Source organism: Gordonia sp. 852002-10350_SCH5691597, assembly GCF_001665715.1.
GTDB classification, from domain to species: Bacteria; Actinomycetota; Actinomycetes; order Mycobacteriales; family Mycobacteriaceae; genus Gordonia; species Gordonia sputi.
Genome location: NZ_LZMO01000233.1, coordinates 1 through 22,681 on the forward strand (window position 1 = coordinate 1; position 22,681 = coordinate 22,681).

At 64.1% G+C, this 22,681-nt stretch carries 14 protein-coding genes and 1 tRNA gene; 2 read left to right on the top strand and 13 right to left on the bottom strand.

The annotated features are described in order from the left end of the window. Positions 1–92: 92 nt before the first annotated feature. Complete coding sequence (locus tag A5777_RS17150) at positions 93–578, bottom strand: hypothetical protein (protein ID WP_064863569.1); 486 nt, start codon at positions 576–578, stop codon at positions 93–95. A 79-nt stretch (positions 579–657) separates the two neighbouring features. Beyond that, positions 658–948 (bottom strand): cell division protein CrgA, encoded by a 291-nt coding sequence (gene crgA, locus A5777_RS17155; protein ID WP_005205869.1) that lies wholly within the window; start codon positions 946–948, stop codon positions 658–660. Positions 949–1,271: 323 nt separating this feature from the next. On the opposite strand from crgA, the gene A5777_RS17160 reads away from it, so the two are divergent. Beyond that, positions 1,272–2,006: an aminodeoxychorismate/anthranilate synthase component II gene (locus A5777_RS17160; RefSeq protein WP_064863570.1), complete on the top strand. Its 735-nt coding sequence runs from the start codon at positions 1,272–1,274 to the stop codon at positions 2,004–2,006. A 57-nt stretch (positions 2,007–2,063) separates the two neighbouring features. Here A5777_RS17160 and pknB read toward each other — a convergent pair whose 3' ends face one another. The 7 genes from pknB to A5777_RS17195 all read right to left on the bottom strand — a co-directional run bounded on the left by pknB (position 2,064) and on the right by A5777_RS17195 (position 11,895). Further along, a complete protein-coding gene (gene pknB / locus A5777_RS17165) occupies positions 2,064–4,013 on the bottom strand; it encodes a Stk1 family PASTA domain-containing Ser/Thr kinase (RefSeq protein ID WP_005205867.1) in 1,950 nt (649 codons plus the stop codon). Beyond that, positions 4,010–5,476: a serine/threonine-protein kinase gene (locus A5777_RS17170; protein ID WP_005205866.1), complete on the bottom strand. Its 1,467-nt coding sequence runs from the start codon at positions 5,474–5,476 to the stop codon at positions 4,010–4,012. Before A5777_RS17170 ends, pknB begins: the two co-directional genes overlap by 4 nt. Next, positions 5,473–6,975, bottom strand: coding sequence for a peptidoglycan D,D-transpeptidase FtsI family protein (locus A5777_RS17175; protein WP_005205865.1), 1,503 nt, complete (start codon positions 6,973–6,975; stop codon positions 5,473–5,475). Before A5777_RS17175 ends, A5777_RS17170 begins: the two co-directional genes overlap by 4 nt. Further along, positions 6,972–8,411: an FtsW/RodA/SpoVE family cell cycle protein gene (locus A5777_RS17180; RefSeq protein WP_005205864.1), complete on the bottom strand. Its 1,440-nt coding sequence runs from the start codon at positions 8,409–8,411 to the stop codon at positions 6,972–6,974. Before A5777_RS17180 ends, A5777_RS17175 begins: the two co-directional genes overlap by 4 nt. Next, complete coding sequence (locus A5777_RS17185) at positions 8,412–9,947, bottom strand: PP2C family protein-serine/threonine phosphatase (protein WP_064863571.1); 1,536 nt, start codon at positions 9,945–9,947, stop codon at positions 8,412–8,414. Next, a complete protein-coding gene (locus tag A5777_RS17190; protein ID WP_005205861.1) occupies positions 9,944–10,408 on the bottom strand; it encodes an FHA domain-containing protein FhaB/FipA in 465 nt (154 codons plus the stop codon). The genes A5777_RS17185 and A5777_RS17190 overlap by 4 nt, the downstream gene beginning before the upstream one ends. 224 nt (positions 10,409–10,632) lie before the next feature. Further along, positions 10,633–11,895: a DUF3662 and FHA domain-containing protein gene (locus A5777_RS17195; RefSeq protein WP_005205860.1), complete on the bottom strand. Its 1,263-nt coding sequence runs from the start codon at positions 11,893–11,895 to the stop codon at positions 10,633–10,635. Positions 11,896–12,271: 376 nt separating this feature from the next. On the opposite strand from A5777_RS17195, the gene A5777_RS17200 reads away from it, so the two are divergent. Further along, a tRNA-Leu gene (locus tag A5777_RS17200) sits at positions 12,272–12,357 on the top strand. Positions 12,358–12,781: 424 nt separating this feature from the next. On the opposite strand, the gene A5777_RS17205 is transcribed toward A5777_RS17200, so the two are convergent. The 4 genes from A5777_RS17205 to A5777_RS17225 all read right to left on the bottom strand — a co-directional run bounded on the left by A5777_RS17205 (position 12,782) and on the right by A5777_RS17225 (position 21,730). After that, complete coding sequence (locus A5777_RS17205) at positions 12,782–14,026, bottom strand: AlbA family DNA-binding domain-containing protein (RefSeq protein WP_005205859.1); 1,245 nt, start codon at positions 14,024–14,026, stop codon at positions 12,782–12,784. A 59-nt stretch (positions 14,027–14,085) separates the two neighbouring features. Next, complete coding sequence (locus A5777_RS17210; protein WP_005205858.1) at positions 14,086–16,587, bottom strand: DEAD/DEAH box helicase; 2,502 nt, start codon at positions 16,585–16,587, stop codon at positions 14,086–14,088. Positions 16,588–16,589: 2 nt separating this feature from the next. After that, positions 16,590–18,728 carry a site-specific DNA-methyltransferase gene (locus A5777_RS17215; protein WP_005205857.1) on the bottom strand — a complete coding sequence of 713 codons (2,139 nt, stop codon included), beginning with the start codon at positions 18,726–18,728 and terminating at the stop codon, positions 16,590–16,592. Positions 18,729–19,555: 827 nt separating this feature from the next. Beyond that, positions 19,556–21,730 carry a hypothetical protein gene (locus A5777_RS17225; RefSeq protein WP_064863572.1) on the bottom strand — a complete coding sequence of 725 codons (2,175 nt, stop codon included), beginning with the start codon at positions 21,728–21,730 and terminating at the stop codon, positions 19,556–19,558. Positions 21,731–22,681 lie beyond the last annotated feature (951 nt).

Below are 22,681 nucleotides of genomic sequence, written 5' to 3' on the forward strand. Positions count from 1 at the left end.
CCCCCCCCCCCCCCCCCCCCCCCCCCCCCCCCCCCCCCCCCCCCCCCCCCCCCCCCCCCCCCCCCCCCCCCCCCCCATCGTGGATGGGTCAGTCAGTCGTCGACGTGGAATCCGGCCTGCCGCAGCTGTTCGGCGACGTCAGTCGGTGTGGTGCCGAGATCCCAGCGGCCGAAGACGTAGAGCTTGGTGTCGAGTCGTAAGCCATCGGACTGGTCCGTGGGAGCGGTGTCGTCGGGGATCACGTCGATTTCGAGTTGCCCGCTGCGACGTCCGATGCGGCGGATGTTGAGCACCTTGATCTGATCGATCTGCGTGGGCGTGCAGTCGCGCGTGCCCGACAGCGTCCGGATGTGCAGGACTGGGCCGGGACTGACCGCGAGGCGCGGCCGGATCGTCCACGCGTACGTCCCGAATGCCAACAGCAGGAGGCCGGCGACGACCATCAGGACCATGCCGGCGGGATCCGACGCCGCGATCACGCCGAGCACGACGAGAAGCAGGCCGCCGACCAGCAGTGCTGCGGCAGCGGGTCGGGGCGTCGACCATTCACCTGTGGACAAGTTGGGACGGTTATCCACAGCAGTTACTCACAGTGGGGATGAATTACACACATGTGATTAACGGCTGTGGATGATTGTCCGACCCTGTCAGTGCAGGTCAGCGCCATCTCATGGTCATCAGAAGGCCGACGACCATCAGGGCGAAGCCGATGAGGAAGTTCCACGATCCAAGGTTGGCCATCCAGTGGAGAACCTGGCCTTCGCCGCCGTAGGTGGTCGAGCTCGCGGCGAGGTAGTAGACGATCAGCCATGCGAGGCCGAGGAGCATCAGACCGAGCATGACGCCCACATAGATGCTGCTGGAGGGACCGGTCTTGACCTTGACCGGCGTGCGCGACGCCGGGTTGATCGTGTAATCGGTCTTCTTCCGGACTTTAGACTTCGGCATGACTTCCTCTGTTGGGTGCAGATCACTCGACTTACACGGTATCTCACCTGGTCGCCGCGTCCGACCCCGCTCGCTGGTCGAGGTACTCTCAGGTCGAGCTGCTCCTCCGTTTGGTCGAGCCCTTCCGGTGGTCGAGCCCTTCCGGTGGTCGAGCTTGTCGAGACCACGCTGGTGATTTCGACTCGGCTGCTCGCTGCGCTCGCGGCCGGCTCAATCAGCGGGAAGGGTGTCAACCCTTGCTCGAGCTCCTTTCGCTGGTCGAGCGTTTCCCGCTGGTCGAGCTTGTCGAGACCGCCCCGACGCGCGCCGAGTAACCTGAGCCTGTGAATACGCCCGCCGTCGACGGAACCGCGCAGCCCCTGGGCCGCGTGCTCGTCATCGACAACTACGACAGCTTCGTCTACAACCTGGTCCAATACCTGGGTCAACTAGGCGGCTCCGCCGCGGACCAGCAAGGCGGCCTCGACGTCACGGTCTGGCGCAACGACGACCCGATTCTTTCCGACGCCGACGGCGAGTTCACCGCAGAATCACTGCGTCGAGCGATCGAGGGATTCGACGCCGTGCTCCTCAGCCCGGGCCCCGGTACCCCACAGCGCGCGGGCGCGACGATCCCGCTGGTGAAACTGGCGGCGTCGGACGAAATCCCATTGCTCGGCGTCTGCCTCGGACATCAGGCGATCGGCGCAGCCTTCGGCGCGACGGTCGACCGCGCCCCGGAACTCCTGCACGGCAAGACGTCGCAGGTCATCCACGACGACGACGGCGTCCTTGCCGGACTACCGGATCCGTTCACCGCGACGCGCTATCACTCGCTCACCGTGCTTCCCGAGACCATCCCCGACGAACTCGTCGTGACCGGGCGCACCGACACCGGCATCGTCATGGCCATGCGCCACCGCGACCTGCCCATCCACGGCGTCCAGTTCCACCCGGAGAGCGTGCTCACCCAGGGCGGACACCGGATGCTGGCCAACTGGCTCGCCGTCGCGGGCATCAAGGTCGACGCCGGTCTGGTCGACGCACTCGAACAAGAGATGGCCGCCGCGCTGGGCTGACGCCCCTGCTCTCACGGCACCCAGTGGCTCACGACCAGCTGACCGCCTTGAAGAGCCCTAGTTCGGCAGCAGGCTGAGCTGTCCGACGGTCACCGTGACGGCGTCGTCACGGCTCATCTGTGAGCCCGCGGCAGGCTGCTGGTCGACGATCTTGCCGATGTCCGGGCTGCCCAGCGGCACGCCCTTTGTCGACTGTGTGAGGGTCGAAGCCGACCATCCGCGCGATTGCAGCGTCGAGCGCGCCTGATCGGGTGTCTGGCCGCGCAGGTCGGGCATCGTGAACTGGTTTCCGCGCGAGACCGTCACCTGGACGGTGGTGCCTTCGTCGACCGACGTTCCGGCGGGCGGAGACGAGCTGATGATCTCGCCGACAGGTCGATTCGAATCACCCTGCACGACGACCATCTTCAGATTCGACTGTTCCAGCAGCGTGCGGGCCTGGTCCTCACGCATACCGACGACGTCGCGCACGGTCACCTGCCGTGGACCGGACCCGACGTGCAGCACGACCGGTCCGTTGACCGCGGCATCGGTACCGGACGCGGGTGTCGTGTTCACGACCTTGCCGTCGAGCGCCGCCGTCGAATCGACCTCGTCGGTCCGGATGTTGGTGAATCCGAGCACCTTCAGCGCGTCGGTCGCCTCATCCGGTGTCTTGCCCTGCAACGACGGCATCTGATGTCGCGGAGGTCCCGACGACACGTACAGCGTCACCTCGGAGCCGTCCGGTGCCAGCACGTTCGCGCCCGGCGCCGACCTTGTCGCGGTCCCGGCCTTGACGTCGAGGCTCGGTTCCTGAAGCTGTTTGACCTTGAACCCCGCGCGCAGCAGGTTGTTCTCGGCGTCCTGTGACGAGAGGCCGCTCACCGACGGCACCGCAATCTGTCGCGCACTCTCCGACGCCCACGGAGCCCACCACAGCAGCAGTCCTGCGAGCAGCAGCACCACGAGCGCGACCGATCCGAGGACCAACCCGCGAGAGCGTCGTCGAATAGGGGTGTTGTCACTGGCGCGTCGAGGAGTGTTGCCGTCCGAACCGCCGGAGCCGTCGTCGCCTCCACCGCCGGTGCCGCCCCCGTCGGAGCCGCGAGCTGCGCGTCGAGGACCGGTGTCGAGGAACTCGGTGCGGTCCTCGTCGGTCAGCAGCAGTGGAGCCGACGGCCGACCGCCCGCGAGCACACGGATCAGATCGGCACGCAGCTCGGCGGCCGACTGGTACCGGTTCTCCTTGTTCTTGCTCATCGCCTTGAGCACCACGGAGTCGAGCTCGCGTGGGATCTCCGGTCGGATCGACGACGGCCAGGGCGGATCCTCGTGGACGTGCTGATGGGCGACGGCGACGGGCGAATCACCTGTGAACGGTGGCTCGCCGGTCATCAACTCGAACAGCACGCAGCCCATCGAGTAGATGTCGCTGCGCGGATCGACCTTGATGCCGCGCGCCTGCTCCGGCGACAGGTACTGGGCGGTGCCCATCACGGTCGACGTCTGCGTCATCGTTGACGTCGAGTCGCTGATGGCGCGGGCGATGCCGAAGTCCATCACCTTGACCGCGCCCGCCTTGTCGATCATGACGTTGGCGGGCTTCATGTCGCGGTGCACGATCCCGTTGCGGTGGCTGAAGTCCATCGCCGCCGCAACGTCGGCCATCCATGTCATCGCCTGCCGCGGAGACACCGGACCATTGGCGCGCAACACATCTCGCAGCGTCTCACCGTCGACGTACTCCATCACGATGAACGGCAGCGGCCCGTCCGGTGTCTCGGATTCGCCGGTGTCGAAGACCTGGACGATCGTCGGGTGATTGAGCTTCGCGGCGTTCTGCGCCTCGCGTCGGAAGCGAAGGTAGAACGACGGATCACGCGCGAGGTCGGCGCGCAGCACCTTGATCGCGACATCCCTGTTGAGCAGGAGATCGCGAGCGAAGTGCACCTCCGACATCCCGCCGAACCCGAGCGTCTCGCCCAGTTCGTAGCGGTCGGAGAGATGGTGCGGGGTCGCGGTCATCGGCTCGGCAGACAGAAGGGCGGACAGAATTGTCCGGTCACGGTCGGTGCACCGGAGTCGCCGTTGGTCGTGGTCGGCTCCTCGGTCTCCTGTTGGGTGGTCTGATCCTCGGTCGTCGGTTGCTCGGTGGTGGTCGTGCGACGCGTCGTCGTGGTCCGGTCGCGGGTCGTCGCCTCGGGTTCTTGCTGTTCGGCCGTGGTCGGGACAGCGGTTGTGGTCTGCGTGGCCGTCGTCGACGGCGTCGGCGTCTCCGACGATCCCGAATCAAGGTTCGCCAGCCAGAAACCGATCAGTCCGATGGCGCCGAGCAGCAGCACACCCGCGATGCCCGCGAGCACCTTCTGGCCGGTGGTCCACCCGTTGTTGTTGTTCGACGGCGGCGTCGACGAGGTCTGCGGGTAGGAGGTTTGGGGGTACGAGGTCTGCGGATACGACGTCTGGCCGTACGACGTCGGCGTGCGACTCGTTCCCTGCGTCGCGCTGCGTGCTGTCCCCGTCGGCGGCACTCCACCCGTCATCGCGCGGGTTGCGCCGGTTCCGCGGGCGAGCGCGGCACCACCCGCGGCTCCTGCCGCAGCGGCGCCCGCAGCACCGACGGCTCCGGCGCCGCCGGGGGCGGGTGGTCGACGACCCGCACGCACCGCGGCAACAGCGTCGGCGAACTCGCCACCGTTGGCATAGCGCTGCTTGGGGTCCTTCGACAACGTGATGTCGATCAGCTCACGCACCGACGCGGGCACGTTCGCGGGCAGCGGCGGCGGTGTCTCGCGGATGTGCTTCATCGCGACGGTGATCGCGCCGTCGCCGAGAAATGGTCGACGCCCCGTAAGCGCCTCGTATCCGACGACGCCGAGCGAATAGACGTCCGATGCCGCGGTCGCCTCGTCGCCGGTCGCCTGTTCGGGCGAGATGTACTGGGCCGTGCCCATGACCATGCCCGTCTGGGTGACCGGCGCGGCGTCGACCGCTTTCGCGATGCCGAAGTCGGTGATCTTCACCTGGCCCGCGGGTGTGATGAGGATGTTGCCGGGCTTCACGTCGCGGTGCACGAGCCCCGCGGTGTGCGCGGCCTGCAGCGCGCGACCCGTCTGCTCGAGCATGTCGAGCGTGTTGGTCAGCGACAGCCGTCCGAGCCGTGAGATGACCGAGTTCAGCGGCTCGCCGTCGACGAGCTCCATCACCAGATAGGCCAGTGGGCCGCCACCTGCGCGGTCGGGCGTCTCGCCGTAGTCGAAGACGTTCGCGATGCCCGGGTTGTTCAGCTTGGCCGTCGTCTGCGCCTCGGTGCGGAAGCGTGCGGTGAACTCGGGGTCGTCGGAGTACTCGGCCTTGAGCACCTTGACCGCGACACGACGGTTCAGTCGCGTGTCGACGGCCTCCCAGACCTGTCCCATGCCGCCGGTCGCGATGAGCCGGATCAGGCGATAACGGTCGGCGATGATCGTGCCGTTCTGCAGGCTCATCGTCCACCTCCCACCAGTGAGTTGATCACAGCTCGTCCTATCGGCGCGGCGACGGTTCCGCCGACCGAGTTCACACCGTAGTCGCCGTTCTCCACGATCACGGCGACGGCGATCTGCGGATTCGACGACGGTCCGAACGCGATGTACCAGGAGTACGGGGTCTCCGAGTCGCCACCAGCGCTCGTGTCGGAGTGCTCGGCGGTGCCGGTCTTCGACGCGATCGATACCGGGCCGCCCGCTCCCGCGGTTGCCCGTTCCGACTCGACCATCATGCTGGTAAGCGTGGCCGCCTGGTCGGAGGTGATCGGTTCGTTGATCGTTGTCGGCTGAGTTGTGCTCAGCGTGCGCAGATCTGCCGATTGCAGTTTATCCACCAGATAGGGCTGCATCCGCACCCCACCGTTGGCGACGGTCGCTGCGATCATCGCGTTCTCCAGCGGGGTCAGGCGCACGTCACGCTGTCCGATCGCCGACTGCGCCAGCGCGGCACGGTCGGGGATCTCTCCGACGGTCGATTGCGCGACCGGCATCGGGATCTCCGGTCCGGCTTCGTCGAGGCCGAAGCGTCGAGCGGTGTCTTTGAAATTCGACGTCGCGTTGGGCATCTTGTTCGTCACGAGGTCGGCGAAAGCGGTATTGCACGAGTACTTCAACGCCGTGACCATCGAGACGGTGCCGCCCGACGATCCGGGGCACGTTTCGCCGCCGTAGTTGGGCAGCGAGATCGTGGTGTCGGGCAGCGGGAACTGCGACGCTGCGGTGAGGCGCACATCCGGCGACACCCCTGCTCGCAGAGCCGACGCTGAGGTGACCACCTTGAACGTCGAACCGGGCGGGTAGAGCTGGTTGATTGCGCGATTGAGCATCGGCTCCGAGCCGTTCGGGTCATTCCACGACGACCAGGCCGTCTCGCGCACCGACTGGTCGTGGCTGGCCAGCTTGTTCGGGTCGTAGCTCGGCGTCGACACCATCGCGAGGATCTTGCCGGTGTTCGGCGCGATCGCGACAACCGCTCCGCGACAACCACCGTTGCAGCCGTTGCGCATCTGGTTGTAGGCGACGCGTTGCAGGCGGGGATTGATCGTCGTCACGACGTTGCCGCCGCGCGGATCCCGCCCGGAGAACATGTCGGTGAAGCGCTGCCCGAAGAGCCTGTCGTCGCTTCCGGAGAGGAATGAGTTCTCGTAGCGCTCGACCTCGGTGCTGCCGTACTGGTACGAGAAGTAGCCGGTCACGGGGGCGAACGCCTCGGCGCCCTCGGGTGGATAGCTTCGCAGGAACTTCAGTCTGCTGTCCGTGGGCACCGACACCGCGATGACCTCGCCACCCGCGGTGATTGCGCCGCGCTGGCGCGAGTACTCGTCGAGCAGCACCCGGTTGTTGCGCGGGTCGGATTTCAGGGCGTCGGCCTTGAAGACCTGGATGTAGGTGGCGTTGGCGAGCAACACGATGATCATCACGATGACCACCATCGAGACCCGGCGGATCGGAGTGTTCATGCCTGCCGCACCGCCTGTGTCGGCAGCGACTCGATGGGCTTCGGCGTAGGCCGACGCTTCGTCGGGTCGGGTTCGCGCGCGGCGTTGGAGACGCGGATCAGCAGCGCGAGCAGGATGTAGTTCGCCAGCAACGACGACCCGCCGTACGACACGAACGGCGTCGTGAGACCGGTCAGCGGGATGAGTTTGGTGACGCCGCCGACGACCACGAAGATCTGAACGGCCATCGTGAACGAGAGGCCGGTGGCGAGCAGTTTGCCGAAGCTGTCGCGGACGGCGACACCCGTGCGCAGACCGCGCATCACGAAGATCAGGTAGAGCATCATCACGGCCGTCAGCCCGACCAGGCCGAGCTCCTCACCGATGGTCGCGATGATGAAGTCGGTGTTGGCGAACGGAACGATGTTGGGGCGCCCGGAGCCGAGTCCGGTGCCGAACAATCCGCCGGTCGCGAGCCCGAAGAGGCTCTGTCCCACTTGATAACCGGTGGTGTCGAAGGTCGCGAAGGGGTCTTGCCACACCTGAACGCGCACCTGCAGATGCGGGAACAACTGGTACGCCAGTACCGCTCCCGCGACGAAAAGGGTGACACCGATCGCCACCCAGCCCGCTCGGCCGGTGGCGACGTAGAGCATCGCGAGGATCGTCGAGAAGATCAGCAGCGGCCCGCCGAGGTCGTTCTCGAGGGCGAAGATGCCGATGGTCACCAGCCACGCGATCAGCAGCGGTCCGAGGTCGCGGGCACGCGGCAGGTCCATCCCGAGGAAGTGCTTACCGGCCGTCGTGAACAGGTCGCGCTTGGAGACCAGCAACGCCGCGGTGAAGATGATGATCAGGATCTTGGAGAACTCGCCGGGCTGAATGTTGAAGATAGGCGTGCGAATCCAGTTCTTCGACCCGTTGATCTCCGACATCGACGCCGGCAGGATCGCCGGAATCGCCAAGAAGATCACGCCGCCGAGGCCAAGGGTGTACGCGTAGCGCGAGAGTGTCCGGTGATCGCGGATGAAGATCAGGATCACCGCGAACACGATGATGCCGAGCAACGCCCACAACAACTGCTGATCGGCGTTGTTGGTCTGCTCGGTCGGGCTGATCTCCTCGCCACGCGGACCCGACCCGAGGTCGAGGCGGTGGATCAGCACGAGCCCGATTCCGTTGAGCACGGCCACAATTGGCAACAGCACCGGATCGGCGTGGGGCGCATACCGTCGTACGACGAGATGCGCGATCGCGAACAGCGCCGTGTAGGCGGCCACGTACTTGAGCAGATCCCACGTCAGTGACTGGCTCTGTGCGGCCTGCACGATGATCAAGGCGATCGTCACCACACCGATCGCGAAGATCAGGAGGATCATCTCGACGGTGCGCCCGGTCTGGCGGGCCGGTTCACGCGGCGGCGCGTGCTGGGCTTGAGGATTCGACGGTTGCGACATCTACGGTTCCCGACACGGTCCGTCGTCGAATTGAGGCTGCGCAGGCGTCGAACCGGAAGGGGCGGGCGTCGTCGACGGGACAGAAGTTGTCGATGGGGCCGGACTCGACGGCTCGGCGACCGGCGGCAGCGTGAACCGCGCGGGCAGGGCGGTGTTCGGTGCCGGGCTCGCGGGAGGCGGTGTGCCGGGCGTGGGGGCTCCGGGTGTCGCGCCGGGCGCCGGCGCGGGCTCGGTGGTGGTCGGCGCGGGTCGGCACAGGGGTAGGAAGGTGAGTCGACGTACCCGGTTGCGGGCGTCGTCGAGGTCGACCTTGCTCACCCCGAAGGTGCGGACGGTGTTCACGCTGGCCGAGTCGAGGTCGGACAGGCTCAGGCGACGGCACTCGTCCTTGCTGTCGACCGACTGGAAACTCACGGTCGGGGCGTCGGTCGCGACGTTGGTGACGCAGACTTTCTCTGACGCCTTGCTCGACGAGAAGAACAGAATCTTGTCGGGCGAGCCCTGGAAGATGGTGACCTTGTTGTTGTCTTCGCCGACGTAATACGTGCTGCGCAACAGTCCGCGGGTCAGGAAGAAGCCTGCGATCAGCGCTGCGATGACCAGCGCCACGATGCCCGCGAAAACCCAACGGCCCCAACGACTTCGACGCTGCGGAGGCTCGTTCTCGTCGTCTGTGAGGATCGTCGGACGCTGGGGAGCTGCTGCCGGCGGACGCAGTGCTGCGGCCCTACCGGCCGCGGTCTTGGGATCGGGCGTGTAGTTCTGCTCGGCGTCGTCGCCCGCCGCACCGCCGACGATGGGTCGCGACTCGCCATACTGCGTGTCGACGACGTCGGCCAGTACGACGCTGACGTTGTCGGGGCCGCCGCCGCGCAGTGCGAGTTCGATGAGGCGGTCGGCGCACTCCTTCTCGTCGTCGATGGAGCCGAGCGTCTCGGAGATGGTCTCCTCGCTCACGACGTCGGAGAGTCCGTCGCTGCACAGCAGGTACCGATCGCCGGCGCGTGCCTCGCGGATCGTGAGAGTCGGCTCGACCTCCGTACCGGTCAGCGCGCGCATGATGAGCGAGCGTTGCGGATGGGTGTGTGCCTGCTCGGCGGTGATACGACCTTCGTCGACCAGCGTCTGGACGAAAGTGTCGTCGCGCGTGATCTGTGTGAGCTCGCCGTCGCGGAAGAGGTAGCCGCGCGAGTCACCGATGTGGGCGAGCCCGATCCTGCTGCCCGCGAACAGGATCGCGGTCAGCGTCGTGCCCATGCCGTCGAGGTCGGGGGAGCGTTCGACCTGTGCGGCGATGGCCGCGTTGCCGCGGTGGGTTGCGCGGTCGAGGGCGGCGAGCAGATCGCCGCCGGGCTCGTCGTCGTCGAGTGTGCGTAGCGCCTGAATGACCAACTGGCTGGCCACCTCGCCCGCCGCATGTCCGCCCATGCCGTCGGCGAGTGCGAGTAGTCGGGGACCGGCGTAGAACGAGTCTTCGTTGTTCGCGCGGACCAACCCACGATCGCTCCGCGCGATGTAGCGCAACACCAGTGTCACGGGCGCAACTCGATCACGGTCTTGCCGATACGGATCGGCGTGCTCAACGGGACGCGCACGGCTGTGGTCACCTTCGAGCGGTCGAGGTAGGTGCCGTTCGTCGAACCGAGGTCTTCGACGTACCAGTCGTCGCCGCGGCGCGAGAGCCGTGCGTGGCGTTCCGACGCGTAGTCGTCGGTGAGGACGAGCGTCGAATCGTCGGCTCGGCCGATCAGGACCGGCTGCTGACCCAAGGTGATGCGCGTATTCGCCAGAGCGCCGTGCGTGACGACCAGATAGCGTGCCGACCCCTTGGCCGTCGCGGATTTTCGACGACGCCGGTCGGCGCCGGAGTAGCGGGAGAGGCGTGAGCCCGACGCCGTGGCGATGTCGGCGCGCAGGGTGCGGATGACCGCGTAGACGAACAACCAGAGGAGGACCAGAAACCCGATACGGGTCAACTGCAGAACCAAGCCCTGCATCTAAGTCCTCACCTCCCCGAGTATCCGTCACTACAAAGCAAGCATCCGTCACTACAAAGTACGTCCGCGTGCCGACGCTTCGCGTGCGACAACGGATCCCGACTGCATCTTATGGGCCAGAGTCCCGATCACCGTCATTCGAAAGTGACAGTTGTGTATCGACGCCGGGCGTCATCAGACGATGCCACGGGCGTCGATCCGGCTAACTGGCAGGTGCAGCGGCCTTACTGGAACCGGACGGTGATGTCCGAATGACCGATGCGGATGCGGTCGCCGTCGGCGAGCTCCCAGCTGTTGACCTGGACGTCGTTGACGGTCGTGCCGTTGGTGGAGTTGAGGTCGGTGAGCATGGCGGTGCTGCCGTCCCAGCGGATCTCGACGTGGCGACGCGAGACGCCGGTGTCGGGGAGGCGGAACTGCGCATCCTGGCCGCGACCGATGACGTTGGAGCCCTCACGCAACTGGAAGGTGCGGTTGCTGCCGTCTTCGAGGAGCAGCGTGATCGCTGCGGGTGCGTAGCCGCCGGGGTGTCCGTAGCCCTGGTCGTATCCGTAGCCGGGCTGCTGTGCGTAGCCCTGCTCATATCCCTGCTGGCCGTAGCCCTGGTCGTAACCCTGTTGCGGGTAGCCCTGGGCGTAGTCGTAGTCCTGCTGGCCGTATCCGGGCTGCTGTGCGTAGCCCTGGTCGTAGCCGGGCTGCTGAGCGTAACCCTGCTGCTCGTATCCCTGCTGCTCGTATCCGTATGCGGGCTGCTGGCCCTGCGCCGGGTAGTAGCCACCCTGCTGTCCGTAGCCGGGAGCCTGCTCGTAGCCCTGTCCGTAGCCGCCCTGCTGGTAGTCGTAGCCCTGCTGGGCGTACTCGTGTCCGTGTTCCTGCTGGCCCTGGCCGTAGCCCCGGGCGTCGTCGTAAGCGGGTTCTGCGCCTCGCCGCTGGTCGTAACCGGGGTTCTGCGTCATGGCTGGGACTCCTACTTGTTGTGGTGCGTGTGGTTGTGGGGGCGGACCGGCAGTCGGCGGCTGGGCTTGCGGCCCCGGGGGCCAACCACGTGCGGCCCGCGGTGGTTCTGAAGCATCGTTACCCGCGCCTGGAGCGGATCCGACCGGACGCGGGCTCGCATCCGGATCGACCCGACCACGGGCACGAAAGATACCGGTGTGCAACGACGGCGATTGGTCGAACTCTACGACGACCTTCCCATACGTCTGCCATCCGTTGTCGGCGATGAAGTTTTCCAGGTGCTTGGAGAACGTCTTGCGGTTCAACTCGTACTCAGTGGCGATGTGCTGGTGGTCGGTCGGGCTGAACAACAATGAGTAGCTGTTCGCCGCCAGCACCGTGCCGTCGCCGAGGCTCTCCAACGACTCCTCGGCCTCGCGCTGCAGGCCGTTCTCGATCTCCTGCGGAGCAACCTGACCACCGAAAACGCGCGCAAAGCCGTCGTCGACGGCCCCCTCGAGTTTGCGCTCGAATCGTTGCAGGATTCCCATCGTCGACCTCCCTTCGCAGCCCTGGTGGCGTGTCGTCGTGCAAGTGACCTTGATTGATGATACCGATACTTACGGCTAACACCGTCTCAGATCAACCGCCGCAGCTTCAACTATGGCTTCAGGGTCGAGCCCACACCCGCTGGTCGAGCTTGTCGAGACCACTCGCTGCCCGGGCCCGCCCTCGCCGGTCGAGCCTCGCTCCGCTGGTCGAGCTTGTCGAGACCACCTCGCACGCTGGTCGAGCCCCACCCACGCTGGTCGAGCCTGTCGAGACCCCCGCCCGCCCGAGTTTTACATCGGCGCCGCATTGTTGCTATCGTTCTCCAGTCGTCGAGCTACCCAGTTCGACGGCATGCCCGCCGAATTCGGCGGCCACGGGCGAGTGGCGGAATGGCAGACGCGCTGGCTTCAGGTGCCAGTGTCCTTCGGGACGTGGGGGTTCAAGTCCCCCTTCGCCCACCACGAGCAGTTCAGCTCAAATCGGTACATCAGGTCAGGTTGCGGAAATGCTGCCTGACCTTTTGTTTTCTTAGAATTTTGCGACGGTTTCTTCCGGATCGTTGATTGAGAGGGACCGAGCGTGACAGTATCCCGGTGAAGCCTTGTCAACCCATCCGGCCGCGGTCACTTTCAGTCTCGAACTGGCCCAAACAGCCCCCAGCGCATTCCGTGGGGTGCTCGACAGCGCCACCGTCGACAAGGCGGTGTGAGTACAGTAGGACTCTCCAGGGTGCTCGGCCCCACACCGGCGGGAGGACACACGCGGAGCGGCCGCCGGTCTTCGCAAAGGTGCAGGCCAACACCTCTAAATTGAGTACGCCTCCGCAGTGGGATCATCCGCGGCGCAGGCTGGGCGAGGACGTGGCTCAGATCGACGACCGGAGACCTACTCCTGGTCAGCCGGCTTCGCGATCACGTGTAGATGCGTAATCCCGCCCTGGTTGATGCAGTCCTCCGCGAGTTCGTACACGCGGCGGTGAAACTCCTGGTCGGAGGCTGCGGCGTTGATCGTCGAGGACACCCGCGTGAACTTCCCCAGCGGAGTGGAGACGCCGTCGTAGGTGTACCCGGTGCCGTCGACAGTGAGGATCACGAGCGAACGGGTGCCGGCCCACTCGATGCCGACGCTTACCTCGTACTCGTCGTGACCCGAGTGTGCCGCGACGGCACGGACTATGCCCGTGAAGTCGGCGATCGCGGACTCGATCGCTCGGGCTTCCACCTCGTGACCCTCGAACTGCGACGAAGGCCCTGAGAGATGGGCGCCGATGGCAGCCGCCAGCGTGACGGAGCCGTCGTGGTGGGCGCTGACCCACGCCTCCTTCCAGTACGAGCTCTTGTGCGTGGACGCGGGCGGGGCGGTCCAGCGTTTGAGACCGGGGCGAGGGTTCAGGCGGTCCACGTGCTCAAGCGGGTGCACGCCGTTGCGATCCGAGTAGCTCAGCGCGACGCGCACCGACTCCTCGAAGACGGCGCGCGCTTCGTCGCGGTCCGGCCGGGCGAGGACACCTGGCACGCGCGGGTGGGCGACCGCTATCAGCCAGGCTCGTTTGTCCGTGTCCCGGCCCGCCTGCATCTCGGCGTACAGCGCATCGATCGCTTCGCTGGACCGTCGCCGCTCGTCGAAGCGGGCGCCGTAGGCAGCCTCGATCTGCCGCTCCTTCATCCACTCGGTGTCGGCGTTGTTCCGGACGGGTGCGCCGAAGTACTCGCCGCGGTAGATCAGGTGTGGTCCGTCGACGCTGGCAGGGACGACGACTGCCACGGCGCGGGGATCACTGCCGAGACGGTAGACCTCGAGGCCGAAGACCGGTGGGGTGATGGCCGACACGGCAACCTTGCGGTAGGTGCGCTCGTGGTTCTCGGTGAACTCGCCCGTGTCCCTGCGGCCGGTCGCGGCCTTCTCGTCCTCCTCGACGCCGTACACGATCACGCCGCCTCCGCGGTTGGCCATCGCGGCGATGTCCTTGGGCACGTCAGTCGACGGCAGGTTGCTGGTCGGTGGCAGCTCCGACTTCCAATCGAGGTCGTCGGTCTCGGCCACACCAGCAGCGACGGCCTCGTCGAGCATCTCGTCGGTGATTGGGCCGGGCGGCAGGCCGAGGACGCGGTGGAGCGCAGTGAAGGTCACGGGACCAACGTAACCAGGCACGCTCCGAGCCGGGGGTGGCGAGGATCAAGCCCTCCGCTCTACTCAGGTTCAGTCGCAACCTTCAGCGCGGTCCACGAACCCGCGTGCTTGATGTGCGACTCGGTGGCGAACACGTAGTGCCAGTCGCCGAACTCGCCCTTGTCCCGGACGAAGCGCGCCCAGTTCTCGGCGGCCTCCCGTTTCCGGAGAACGTCGGCGTCGAGAGCATTCTTGTCGGATTTGCCTTCGATCAACCAGTAGACCCCCGCGGTGTCGAGCGCGATGAAGTCAGGGAAATAGCTCCCATCTCGACTCGTCGGAATGAAGGCAGGGCCGTTCGTGTACAGCCTCAGCCACCAGGCGATGTCGTCGTCACGGTCGAGCAAGTGGGCGATCTTCCACTCAGTCGACCCCGCGTCGAAGGTTGCTACGGGCATGATGTTGCGCTGCCAGCCACTGAATTGGACGTGCTTTACGAACGTGTCGCTGTAGGCATCGCGCGCCGCGTCGATGATCACCGGCTCGATCGGCAGCGTGACGGGTTCAAGGTCGTAGACCATCTGGCGAGGGCGCTTAATGTAGGCATCCTTGATGAGGCGGGTCATGCCTCCGATCGCCTGCTGACGGCGGTTCTCACCCCATTCGGCCGTCTCGTTCCCTGTAACGACACCAGCGCCCTTCAGGAAGGCATTGGTGATCCGTCGCGCCGCGCGCTTCTCCGAGGCCGACTGCTCCACCTGGCGGAAGATCGCTGCGGTCAAGTCTTCACGAATCGTGTCGATCCCGAGGTACATCTGCTGGGCCTCGACGTTCTTCTGCGGCGCAACCTTGATGGTGATGTCGTCGTGTTCGTCGCGGGTCGCGATCAATGCGTCTTTGGCAAGGAAGGTCGGGATCTCGGTGATGAACCGAGCACCAGCAGCCTGCGCATCCCCATCCGGAACGTCTGAGAGGCTGAACGACGCCACTGTCAGTCGGGCGACGCGTCTCGGGAACGGAATCTGTGGCGCGTTCCCGACCCGTCCCGTCGGCTGGGGTACGGGCTCGGCGATCCGGTCATCGGTCTCTTGAGTGAAAAGATTCGGCTCGGAGTCTTCTCCGCTGTCCGTATCGGTGAACGTGAAAGGCTGAGCGCCGGTGCCCGAACCCTGGTGCGATTCTAGGACGTCCTCATCGGGATCCGCGTGGCCTTCGAGCCCCGTCCCGCCCAGGTTCGTCGGGCTGGTTGGTAGCTCTGGGTCAGGCACTGCAAGGTCGCCAGCAGTCGTCGCCGCGCCTTGCTCATCGACGTCGACCTGGGACGGTGCGATCTCGATGCGCTCACGAAGCGCATCCTTCTGCGCCAACAGCTGCTGGTACGAGTCGTGCGCTACCAGGTCAACCTGATCGACCATGGCTACCTGCGTGAGAACGCCGAACGGCAACCTGAGTCCTCGGCCGAGAATCTGCTCAGTCAGTCCTTGCGACGCCAACCGCCGCAGCGCGACGATCACTGCGATGTTGCGGACGTCCCACCCTTCGCGGAGCATGTTGACGCTGACGATCGCCCGGACGGGTGACTCCGGCGCCTCACAAGCGGCGAGAGCGGCGAGAGCCTCGTCGGAGGACTGGGACGTGATCTCCAAGACCGCAGCGGGATCCCCGATGAATCCGTCCTGGGCGAGTGTCTGTCCGACCTCCGTCGCGTGGTCAATCGAGGAGCACACGACGAAGAGCACTGGCTTGATCTGGGGTAGCTCTGGCCGGGTAAGGAGAAACTGCCGGTAAGCGGTCTCCTTCTTCCGGAGCAGGTGGCATGCATCAGCCAGCTGAGTGCGCTCGTCCTTAGTCCCATCTTTTCGGTACACGATCACGGGGGTCTTCACGTGACCGTCCGCGATCGCCTCCCCGAGGGTGTACTGAAAAATCACCTTGCCCAGATCCGACTTGGAAGGTGTCGCGGTCAGACCGATCAGCGCCAGCGGGTTCAACTCTCGAATCGCCGCCGAGAACACCGTGGCCTTCTCGTGGTAGATGTGGTGCTCATCAGCGATCACTAGCAGGTCGCCGGCTTGCTCCAGATAGGAGTACAGGTCATCGCCGAGGTTCTCGTCGGTGTCGCGGACCTTGCGGGAGACCTTGTCCGAGGGACGGATCAACTGCTGGACGTTGAACACGAACACCTTCAAGGCGTCCGGGTCGCGTAATGCCGCGCCAACAGCGCCCGCCCTGAAATTGTCGGGGGTGATAACGATGGGCTCGTGGTCGGCACCGGCCACGTACTTCGCCGACGCGGCGTCAAAATTGTCCAGAGTCTTGTTCTGGATGACGCTTCCCGGCGTCACCACAAGCACGTGCCGAACTCCCTGCGCCGCGGCGTAGTCGACCAGAGAAGACATCAGGTAGGTCTTGCCAACACCGGTGGCGAGGTCGGTTACCAGCTCCGGGAAGCCCTCCTCAGGGGTGGCAACACCGACAGCCTTAATTACTGCCTCCAGCGCCCGTCTGTTGGGATCTCGCAGATCAAACCGAGCGGCGATCTCGTTGATCAGGAGTTCATCGAAGACGATGTCGACAGACATAGTCACTTCACCGTCCTTTTCGGGAACAGATCCCGCGGCGCCTTCCTCAGGCGTGACCCAGGGGACAGCTCCGTCAGCAGCGTCTGCGCTTCTGGGAGCACCACTTTCGCTACCACCACTGCTCTTTCCTTGACTCCGAGCTGCTCGACCACCGTGCGTACAACGATCTCGTCCGCGACGCCGTCCACGACGACAAGCCTCTGACGACCTCGGACACCGCAGAACACCGGGTGGTCGGGCGTGAATGTGAACTTCAACTGTGCCGCTACCGACCGCGACCACACTCCGTTGACTGCTTCCGGGGACAGATAAACATCACCGTCTTCGTCGTCCACCTCGTACATCGACGGAGCCACCTCGAGGTGGGTGAACCCGCCACCGCCGTGCCACTTGACTGTGACCGCGTCTCGCGTGCGAGTCCTCCTGTTCAGCTCGGTCTTGACCGATTTGGTGATGTCGACCTCCGACAACGCCCCGTCGTTGCCGACCTGCCGCAGAAGAGTAAGCAGGGTGGCGATGTCGTCAGCGCCGAGACTGAGTTCGCCTCGCTTCTGTGCATCCCGAACAGCACCGGCCAACACCTTCGCGGGGTTCAGCGTCAGCGGCGGCGCTTCAAGATCATCGCCTTCTGCGGGAGGGTTGCCGAGTACGCGCCCGAGGGTTGTCTGGAATTGCTGCGCAGCTTTGGGGTCTACATCCAGCGGGAGTGAAACACCGTTCGCTGCTACGCGCACGGATGAGGTCGTCACGCCTCCAGGGTCGTCGCCCTTGAGCACCCGAATCAGCCGGGCCTTGGTGAACGCCTCGACGGTGTCGGCGATCAACTCACTAGTGACCCAGCGGCGCCCCATCTTGTGGGCTACCGCGGCTGTAGTCCCGGAGCCGGCGAAGCAATCCAACACGATGTCGCCCGGATCGCTCCCGATCTGAATGACGCGTTCCAAGAGTCGTTCAGGCTTCGGGGTGGCGAAGGCGTTCAGATTCGGAAAGATCGCCTTGACTTCGGCCTTGGCCTCGCGGTTGTGGCCGACTAGGTCGTTGGTCCACCAGGTGGAGGCGACAAGGCCCTTGTTCGGCACGTAGGCCTTACGGCCCAATCCGCCTTCACCGCCGGACCGGAGCAGGATCTGCGGCCACGCCCCCTGGTCGTACCGTTCGCGCGCGCAGACGCGAGCTTCTGCGAGTGGAACGGACAGCGCTACCGCCATTACGTTCTGCCGAACGTCGTCGGGCTTGACGCCACACAGTTCAGCGCGCTTGTGAACGTCGCCCAAGTCGCGAAGTTCATACGGCGCGTACTCGTTCATGATCTCGAGGATCTGAGACTGTTGAGTCCACCAACAACGACCACGAGCGGGATAGACAAGCTCGCCCGTCATCGGGTGCTCGATGGCGTAGACCATGCCTTGGTGGGTCTTGGCCCCTGGGGCAGTGGGGTTGTCGTCGAACCACGGCCGCGGGTCTCGGTCTGGCGAGGAGAATCGCGCGTCGGACTCAGCGGTTCTCGGAAGGCGGTTGGGGCTCCACTCGGGAGACGCCCGATAGACGAGCAGCGTGTCGTGGTCCACCGACAGCGTCTTTGCATCGTTCCGAGTCGAGTCAGCTTTCTGCCACGCCACTTCTGCAGCAAAGTTATCCGAACCGAGAATCTCGTCCATCACGGACCGGCAGCGGTGCACCTCAACATGGTCGAGATGCACCCACACCGACCCGTCCTTCGAAAGCAGAGGCTTGATCTGCCGTAGCCGGTCTCGGAGCATGGTGAGCCAGATCGAATGCTCGATGTTGTCCTCGTACTGAGTAAACGCCTGACCGGTGTTGAAGGGCGGGTCGATGTAGACGAGCTTGACCTTGCCCCGATACTTCGCCGCCCACTCAGGTGTCTTCGCTAGCGCATCGAGAGCATGCATGGCATCGCCCGTGATCAAGAGGTTATCCACGGTTGGCTCGGGAAGGTCATTGGGTCGATCCGCCGGAGTGGGGGCTTCGATCCGATCGACCTCGCGTAGGAGTCGCACTTCGCGGACGCGGGGGTCGTCATGGTCAGTGAAGGTGTAGTCGTACTTGCCATCACCGGTCGAAAGGAGCGCCCGGTCCTTGTCCGTCCACGTAAGTTCGAGCCGACCTGTGTGCCTCGCCATGCCCTCGCCCTCAATGACCTTCTGTGACTGCTGCGGGAACTACCTTACGGCGGGGACGAGGAGGGCCCTAGCAACGCATCCGTCGGTGCCGCAGTGGATTCACCAGCACCGGGAGATCCCTCGCGATGCATGCCGGTTCCGTCCTACGATCCGCCGCACGGAACCGGACCAGTTGCTCACGATCCTGGACACCATCCAGGCGCCGCGCATGTCGAGAACCCCATTCCCTCCGGGCTAATGCGCGAGGGCGTCATCACCCTGATCCAGCTCGGGCACCGCACCTTGAGCATGGCGCGAGATCCAGTCGCTGAGCAGTTTCCGCCGCATCCTTGAACGCGAGGCAGCAATCAGTTCCGCGGGCGGCGGTCATCGCGTTCGACGCGCTCGACCCGGCTCAACACCGAACTGCTGATTCTGCTCGCGCCCGCGGTCTGGTTGAGCTCTAGCCGGGTGCGCACGCGATCCTCGCCGTAGCACTGCGCTGACGTCGAAGTGTGCCGCCGTTGCCCCGATTCGGTGGCGATTGCTGCTCCGCGTCACCCGCGCGGAGCATGCTCCAAGCCGAGGTGGCCTCGCGGTCAATCGCGCGCCCGGGAGGTCGACCAATCGGCGGCGATGCGCTCCTTCGGGCGCGAATGGGCGACCCAGATCGGGAGGGAGCACGGCTGCTCCACCGGAGCCGCAACTAACTGATCGCTCGAACTATCGGCGCACTTCGAGATTCTTGGGACGGAACCGTGTCGCAAAGCGCAGCGTGGAGCGGCTACCGACGGCTCGCTGCGCGTCGGATGTCGCTGAGTATCGGCTGACTACTCATACTCTGCCACTCAGAGTGTCTTGACACGGCTGTAGAGATCCCGCAACGCAGCGTCAGACATATCAATTATGGGCTCGTACATGAATGAATTGACATGAATGTTCTCGGGCGTCATCAGGACAACACTGTCCAGCGTTTCCATTGACTGTTGGGTGCCGAGACCGCGGCGCCTATAAGCTTGATAAATTGCCTGCGTCTGATTCTTCGGGATCGCATCTGTGAAGTTAGGATCATTCAGTTCGGCGACCATGTGCTTTTCGGCAAGCATTCGGGTTGCGATCGAAAGAACGATCTTGTTCTCGAAATTTATGCCTTCCGCAGCCGCGAGCGCCTGGTTAGCTTGACCGAACAGCAGATCGACCACGGTGGTGTCCGGCAACTGCCACGCGCGGCTCTCCTGACCGACAAAGGTGCTGCTGAAGATCCGATCGAGGTCCGCATTGGTTATCGTGGGAGTCTCGTTCTTCCAGTGGAGCAGCGACGTCAGCGTCAGGTAGTCGGCATCATCGTCTCCTCTCGTGTATTCCAGGATGTTCCTCACAAACGGAATCGAGGCGATCCGCTGCATGCCAACGGTAAAGAAGTTCTTCTTGAAACCGCGGATGAAGGGATTATTGACATGCTCGGCCTGATTCAATACGACCTTCCCCTCGCCCTTCTGAGCCATAAAGCATCGCTTGTAACCCACGACGCCCCGACTGACCAAGGTCCGGAAGAAGTCGAAGTTGTGGGTCAGGAGAACGAGCTTGAAACTCGCCTGGTCAGCCATCTCCTTCAAATACTGCACGATGGCGTACTTATTCTTGTAGTCGAACGAGTCAGCGAGGTCGTCAATCACAAAGACGGTCTCGCGCCCTGCAGCCTTCCTTGCCTCCATCTCGAACAGAACATTGAGGATGTAGAGGGCCTTCTTTTCGCCATTACTAAGAATCGACAGTAGGTCGGCTCGTTCAACGCCCGCAGACTCCCCGCCCTCTTCGAACTCGAAGACCAACTTAAGCATCGTTTCTTGGCCGAGCGCCACTCGATGCTTGTTCTCCGCGCTCAGGCGGAAGGGCACGAAGAACCGCTCGTTGAAGATCTCAATGACCCTCTCCCATTGGGTCCTCTCCACCGCTGCCTGCCGCTCAATCTCCCTGCGGCGGCTCTCAGTGGTCTTGTAGCACGTCACTGCGCGTTGGAACAGGGCCTCGTGCGCCTTGAGATATGAGATCCAGACGTCTTGCTGAAATTTGTCGACATTCTCGAACTCCGGGAGCAACTCCTCGTGAGTCGCAATGAAATCCAGGAACTTTCGGGTATCGGCGTTCTTTTGGACAGCCTTCTCGACGGCTTCAAACTTCTTGCGAAGCGCAGGGTCGTCAGTGATCTGACGTTTTTCGTCCTCGATCAATTCCTGTAGGTCGGCCTCACTCGTTACGGTGCGAGACGCTCCGTCGCCCCTCAGAGTAAGCGAGTGGTTCGCTGCGAAGAAGTGATTGTCTCCGAGACTCTTGGTAACATTCGCTGCGTTATAGAACGTGAATGATCCTTTGCTGAAAAACTCCGACTGATCGAGAAGCTCGTTCAGCCGCCCCACGTAATTGGCCAACTCCGCCTGTACGCCCGCCGTGCGAAGTATAGGATCGAGCTTTTCGTTGAATAGCACATCGTATGGAATGCCAGCGAACTCCGCGCTATGCATTTGCATAACCTCGTACTCGATGCGCACCAACGAATCAAAAAATTTGTCATCTTGCTGGGTGAACACCCGTGACAGCGCGGTGATCACGTCTCGCTTGGTTCCGGACTCCGCCTTTAGTGCTGCTACGAGTTCGTCGCGAGCACCCATGAGTTCAGCCTGGAGGTGCTCATACTCCTTCCTCAGCTCCGGATTCACCAGGAGGGTCGACGTCGACTCCGTGGGACCGAGATCCTCGTCGTAGGACAGAACAACGACTACATCCTTCGGATCCAGGTCGGTGCCGTTTTCATCGGTGATGCTGCGATCTGTGCGGCGGTCCGGGAAAACGTGATCGGATGAGTCGTGGCCGGCGGCGAGGTCCTTAAAAGTCCTCGCGAAAGATGTCTTCATTGTGCCGTTGGGCGCGTAGATCGCCACGGCATTGCCTTCCCGAAAGTCGAAGGCCGCATCGACCTCCCGGATGCCGTGACAGTTCTTCAGTGCAACGTTCAGGTTCTCCATGGTGCTCAACTTTATGGCTTGTGGCCGACAGAATCCGCAGGGACAGTCTGAAACCGTCCGTTTGGTCTCCGAACGCAAAAACGCGTGCCGTGGCTTTGGGTTGCCGCGTCCGTAAGCCGGTCGCCCACCCGGCACGATCGCCGGTCGGCTGGCGACGGCGTGTAGGTACCTATCGGGGATTTGGCAACGTGCGGTCCTGTAGTGTGTTTTTGAGGTCGGTACGTGCGTCCTTTGTCAGTTTGCATAGATGTTGGAGTCCGATGTCTTCCTTGCGAAGCGTATGCGTGCGCTCGTCGACCTGCGTTGGATCGCCGTGCACTCGACACTCGCGTTCGCGGGCGACAAGGTCGATCACGGTAGCGAGCTTGCCTTTATCGCCGTCCCAGTTCATCCACCGCCACGCCCCGTCGTACTGCTGTCTCAGCATAGGTCGAGGTAGCGACCATCGGCGCTCAAACTTGGTTCCTCGTTTCCGAGTTCGACGGCACTGACGGAACGCCTCGATCACCTAATGGATCGACCCGACTATTCGTGCGGCCTCCGGTGCTCGACTTCTCACGGAAGTGAGACTGTCCCGCCGAGCAGTTCGTTGGGATCAGAGAACTCTCGAGCAATCGCACGTCACGGAGATTCGGGGATGCGTGAGCATCAGTGCTCCAAGCTTGCCGGTGCGGGATGAATCGCACGATTGAAGGACCCTAATCGGCACCGACGGATGTCGTTGGACGAAGCTATACCGAGTCCGCCTCAGCGTTTATCGATCCGTCGTAGTAGTCCGAAGTGCAGCTCACCCGGTTTCACGTGCGAACTCGGGAAGCAACAGATGTTGCCGCCGTGCTCATTACGGCGAATTGGGGACGCTCCCTATTGACGCCAGGGTCACGGCAAAGTCGGTATAGGAACAGCCTGACCAGCTGTTACGTGTGAGTTTGGTGTGACCGGTGTGTCGTG

Excerpts from the sequence above, each read along its gene's own strand:
- A5777_RS17215 (WP_005205857.1), bottom strand. The coding sequence starts at position 18,728 with ATGGCGAGGCACACAGGTCGGCTCGAACTTACGTGGACGGACAAGGAC.
- pknB (WP_005205867.1), bottom strand. The coding sequence starts at position 4,013 with ATGACCGCGACCCCGCACCATCTCTCCGACCGCTACGAACTGGGCGAG.
- A5777_RS17195 (WP_005205860.1), bottom strand. The coding sequence starts at position 11,895 with ATGGGAATCCTGCAACGATTCGAGCGCAAACTCGAGGGGGCCGTCGAC.
- A5777_RS17175 (WP_005205865.1), bottom strand. The coding sequence starts at position 6,975 with ATGAACACTCCGATCCGCCGGGTCTCGATGGTGGTCATCGTGATGATC.
- A5777_RS17190 (WP_005205861.1), bottom strand. The coding sequence starts at position 10,408 with ATGCAGGGCTTGGTTCTGCAGTTGACCCGTATCGGGTTTCTGGTCCTC.
- A5777_RS17170 (WP_005205866.1), bottom strand. The coding sequence starts at position 5,476 with ATGAGCCTGCAGAACGGCACGATCATCGCCGACCGTTATCGCCTGATC.
- A5777_RS17180 (WP_005205864.1), bottom strand. The coding sequence starts at position 8,411 with ATGTCGCAACCGTCGAATCCTCAAGCCCAGCACGCGCCGCCGCGTGAA.
- A5777_RS17225 (WP_064863572.1), bottom strand. The coding sequence starts at position 21,730 with ATGGAGAACCTGAACGTTGCACTGAAGAACTGTCACGGCATCCGGGAG.
- crgA (WP_005205869.1), bottom strand. The coding sequence starts at position 948 with ATGCCGAAGTCTAAAGTCCGGAAGAAGACCGATTACACGATCAACCCG.
- A5777_RS17210 (WP_005205858.1), bottom strand. The coding sequence starts at position 16,587 with ATGTCTGTCGACATCGTCTTCGATGAACTCCTGATCAACGAGATCGCC.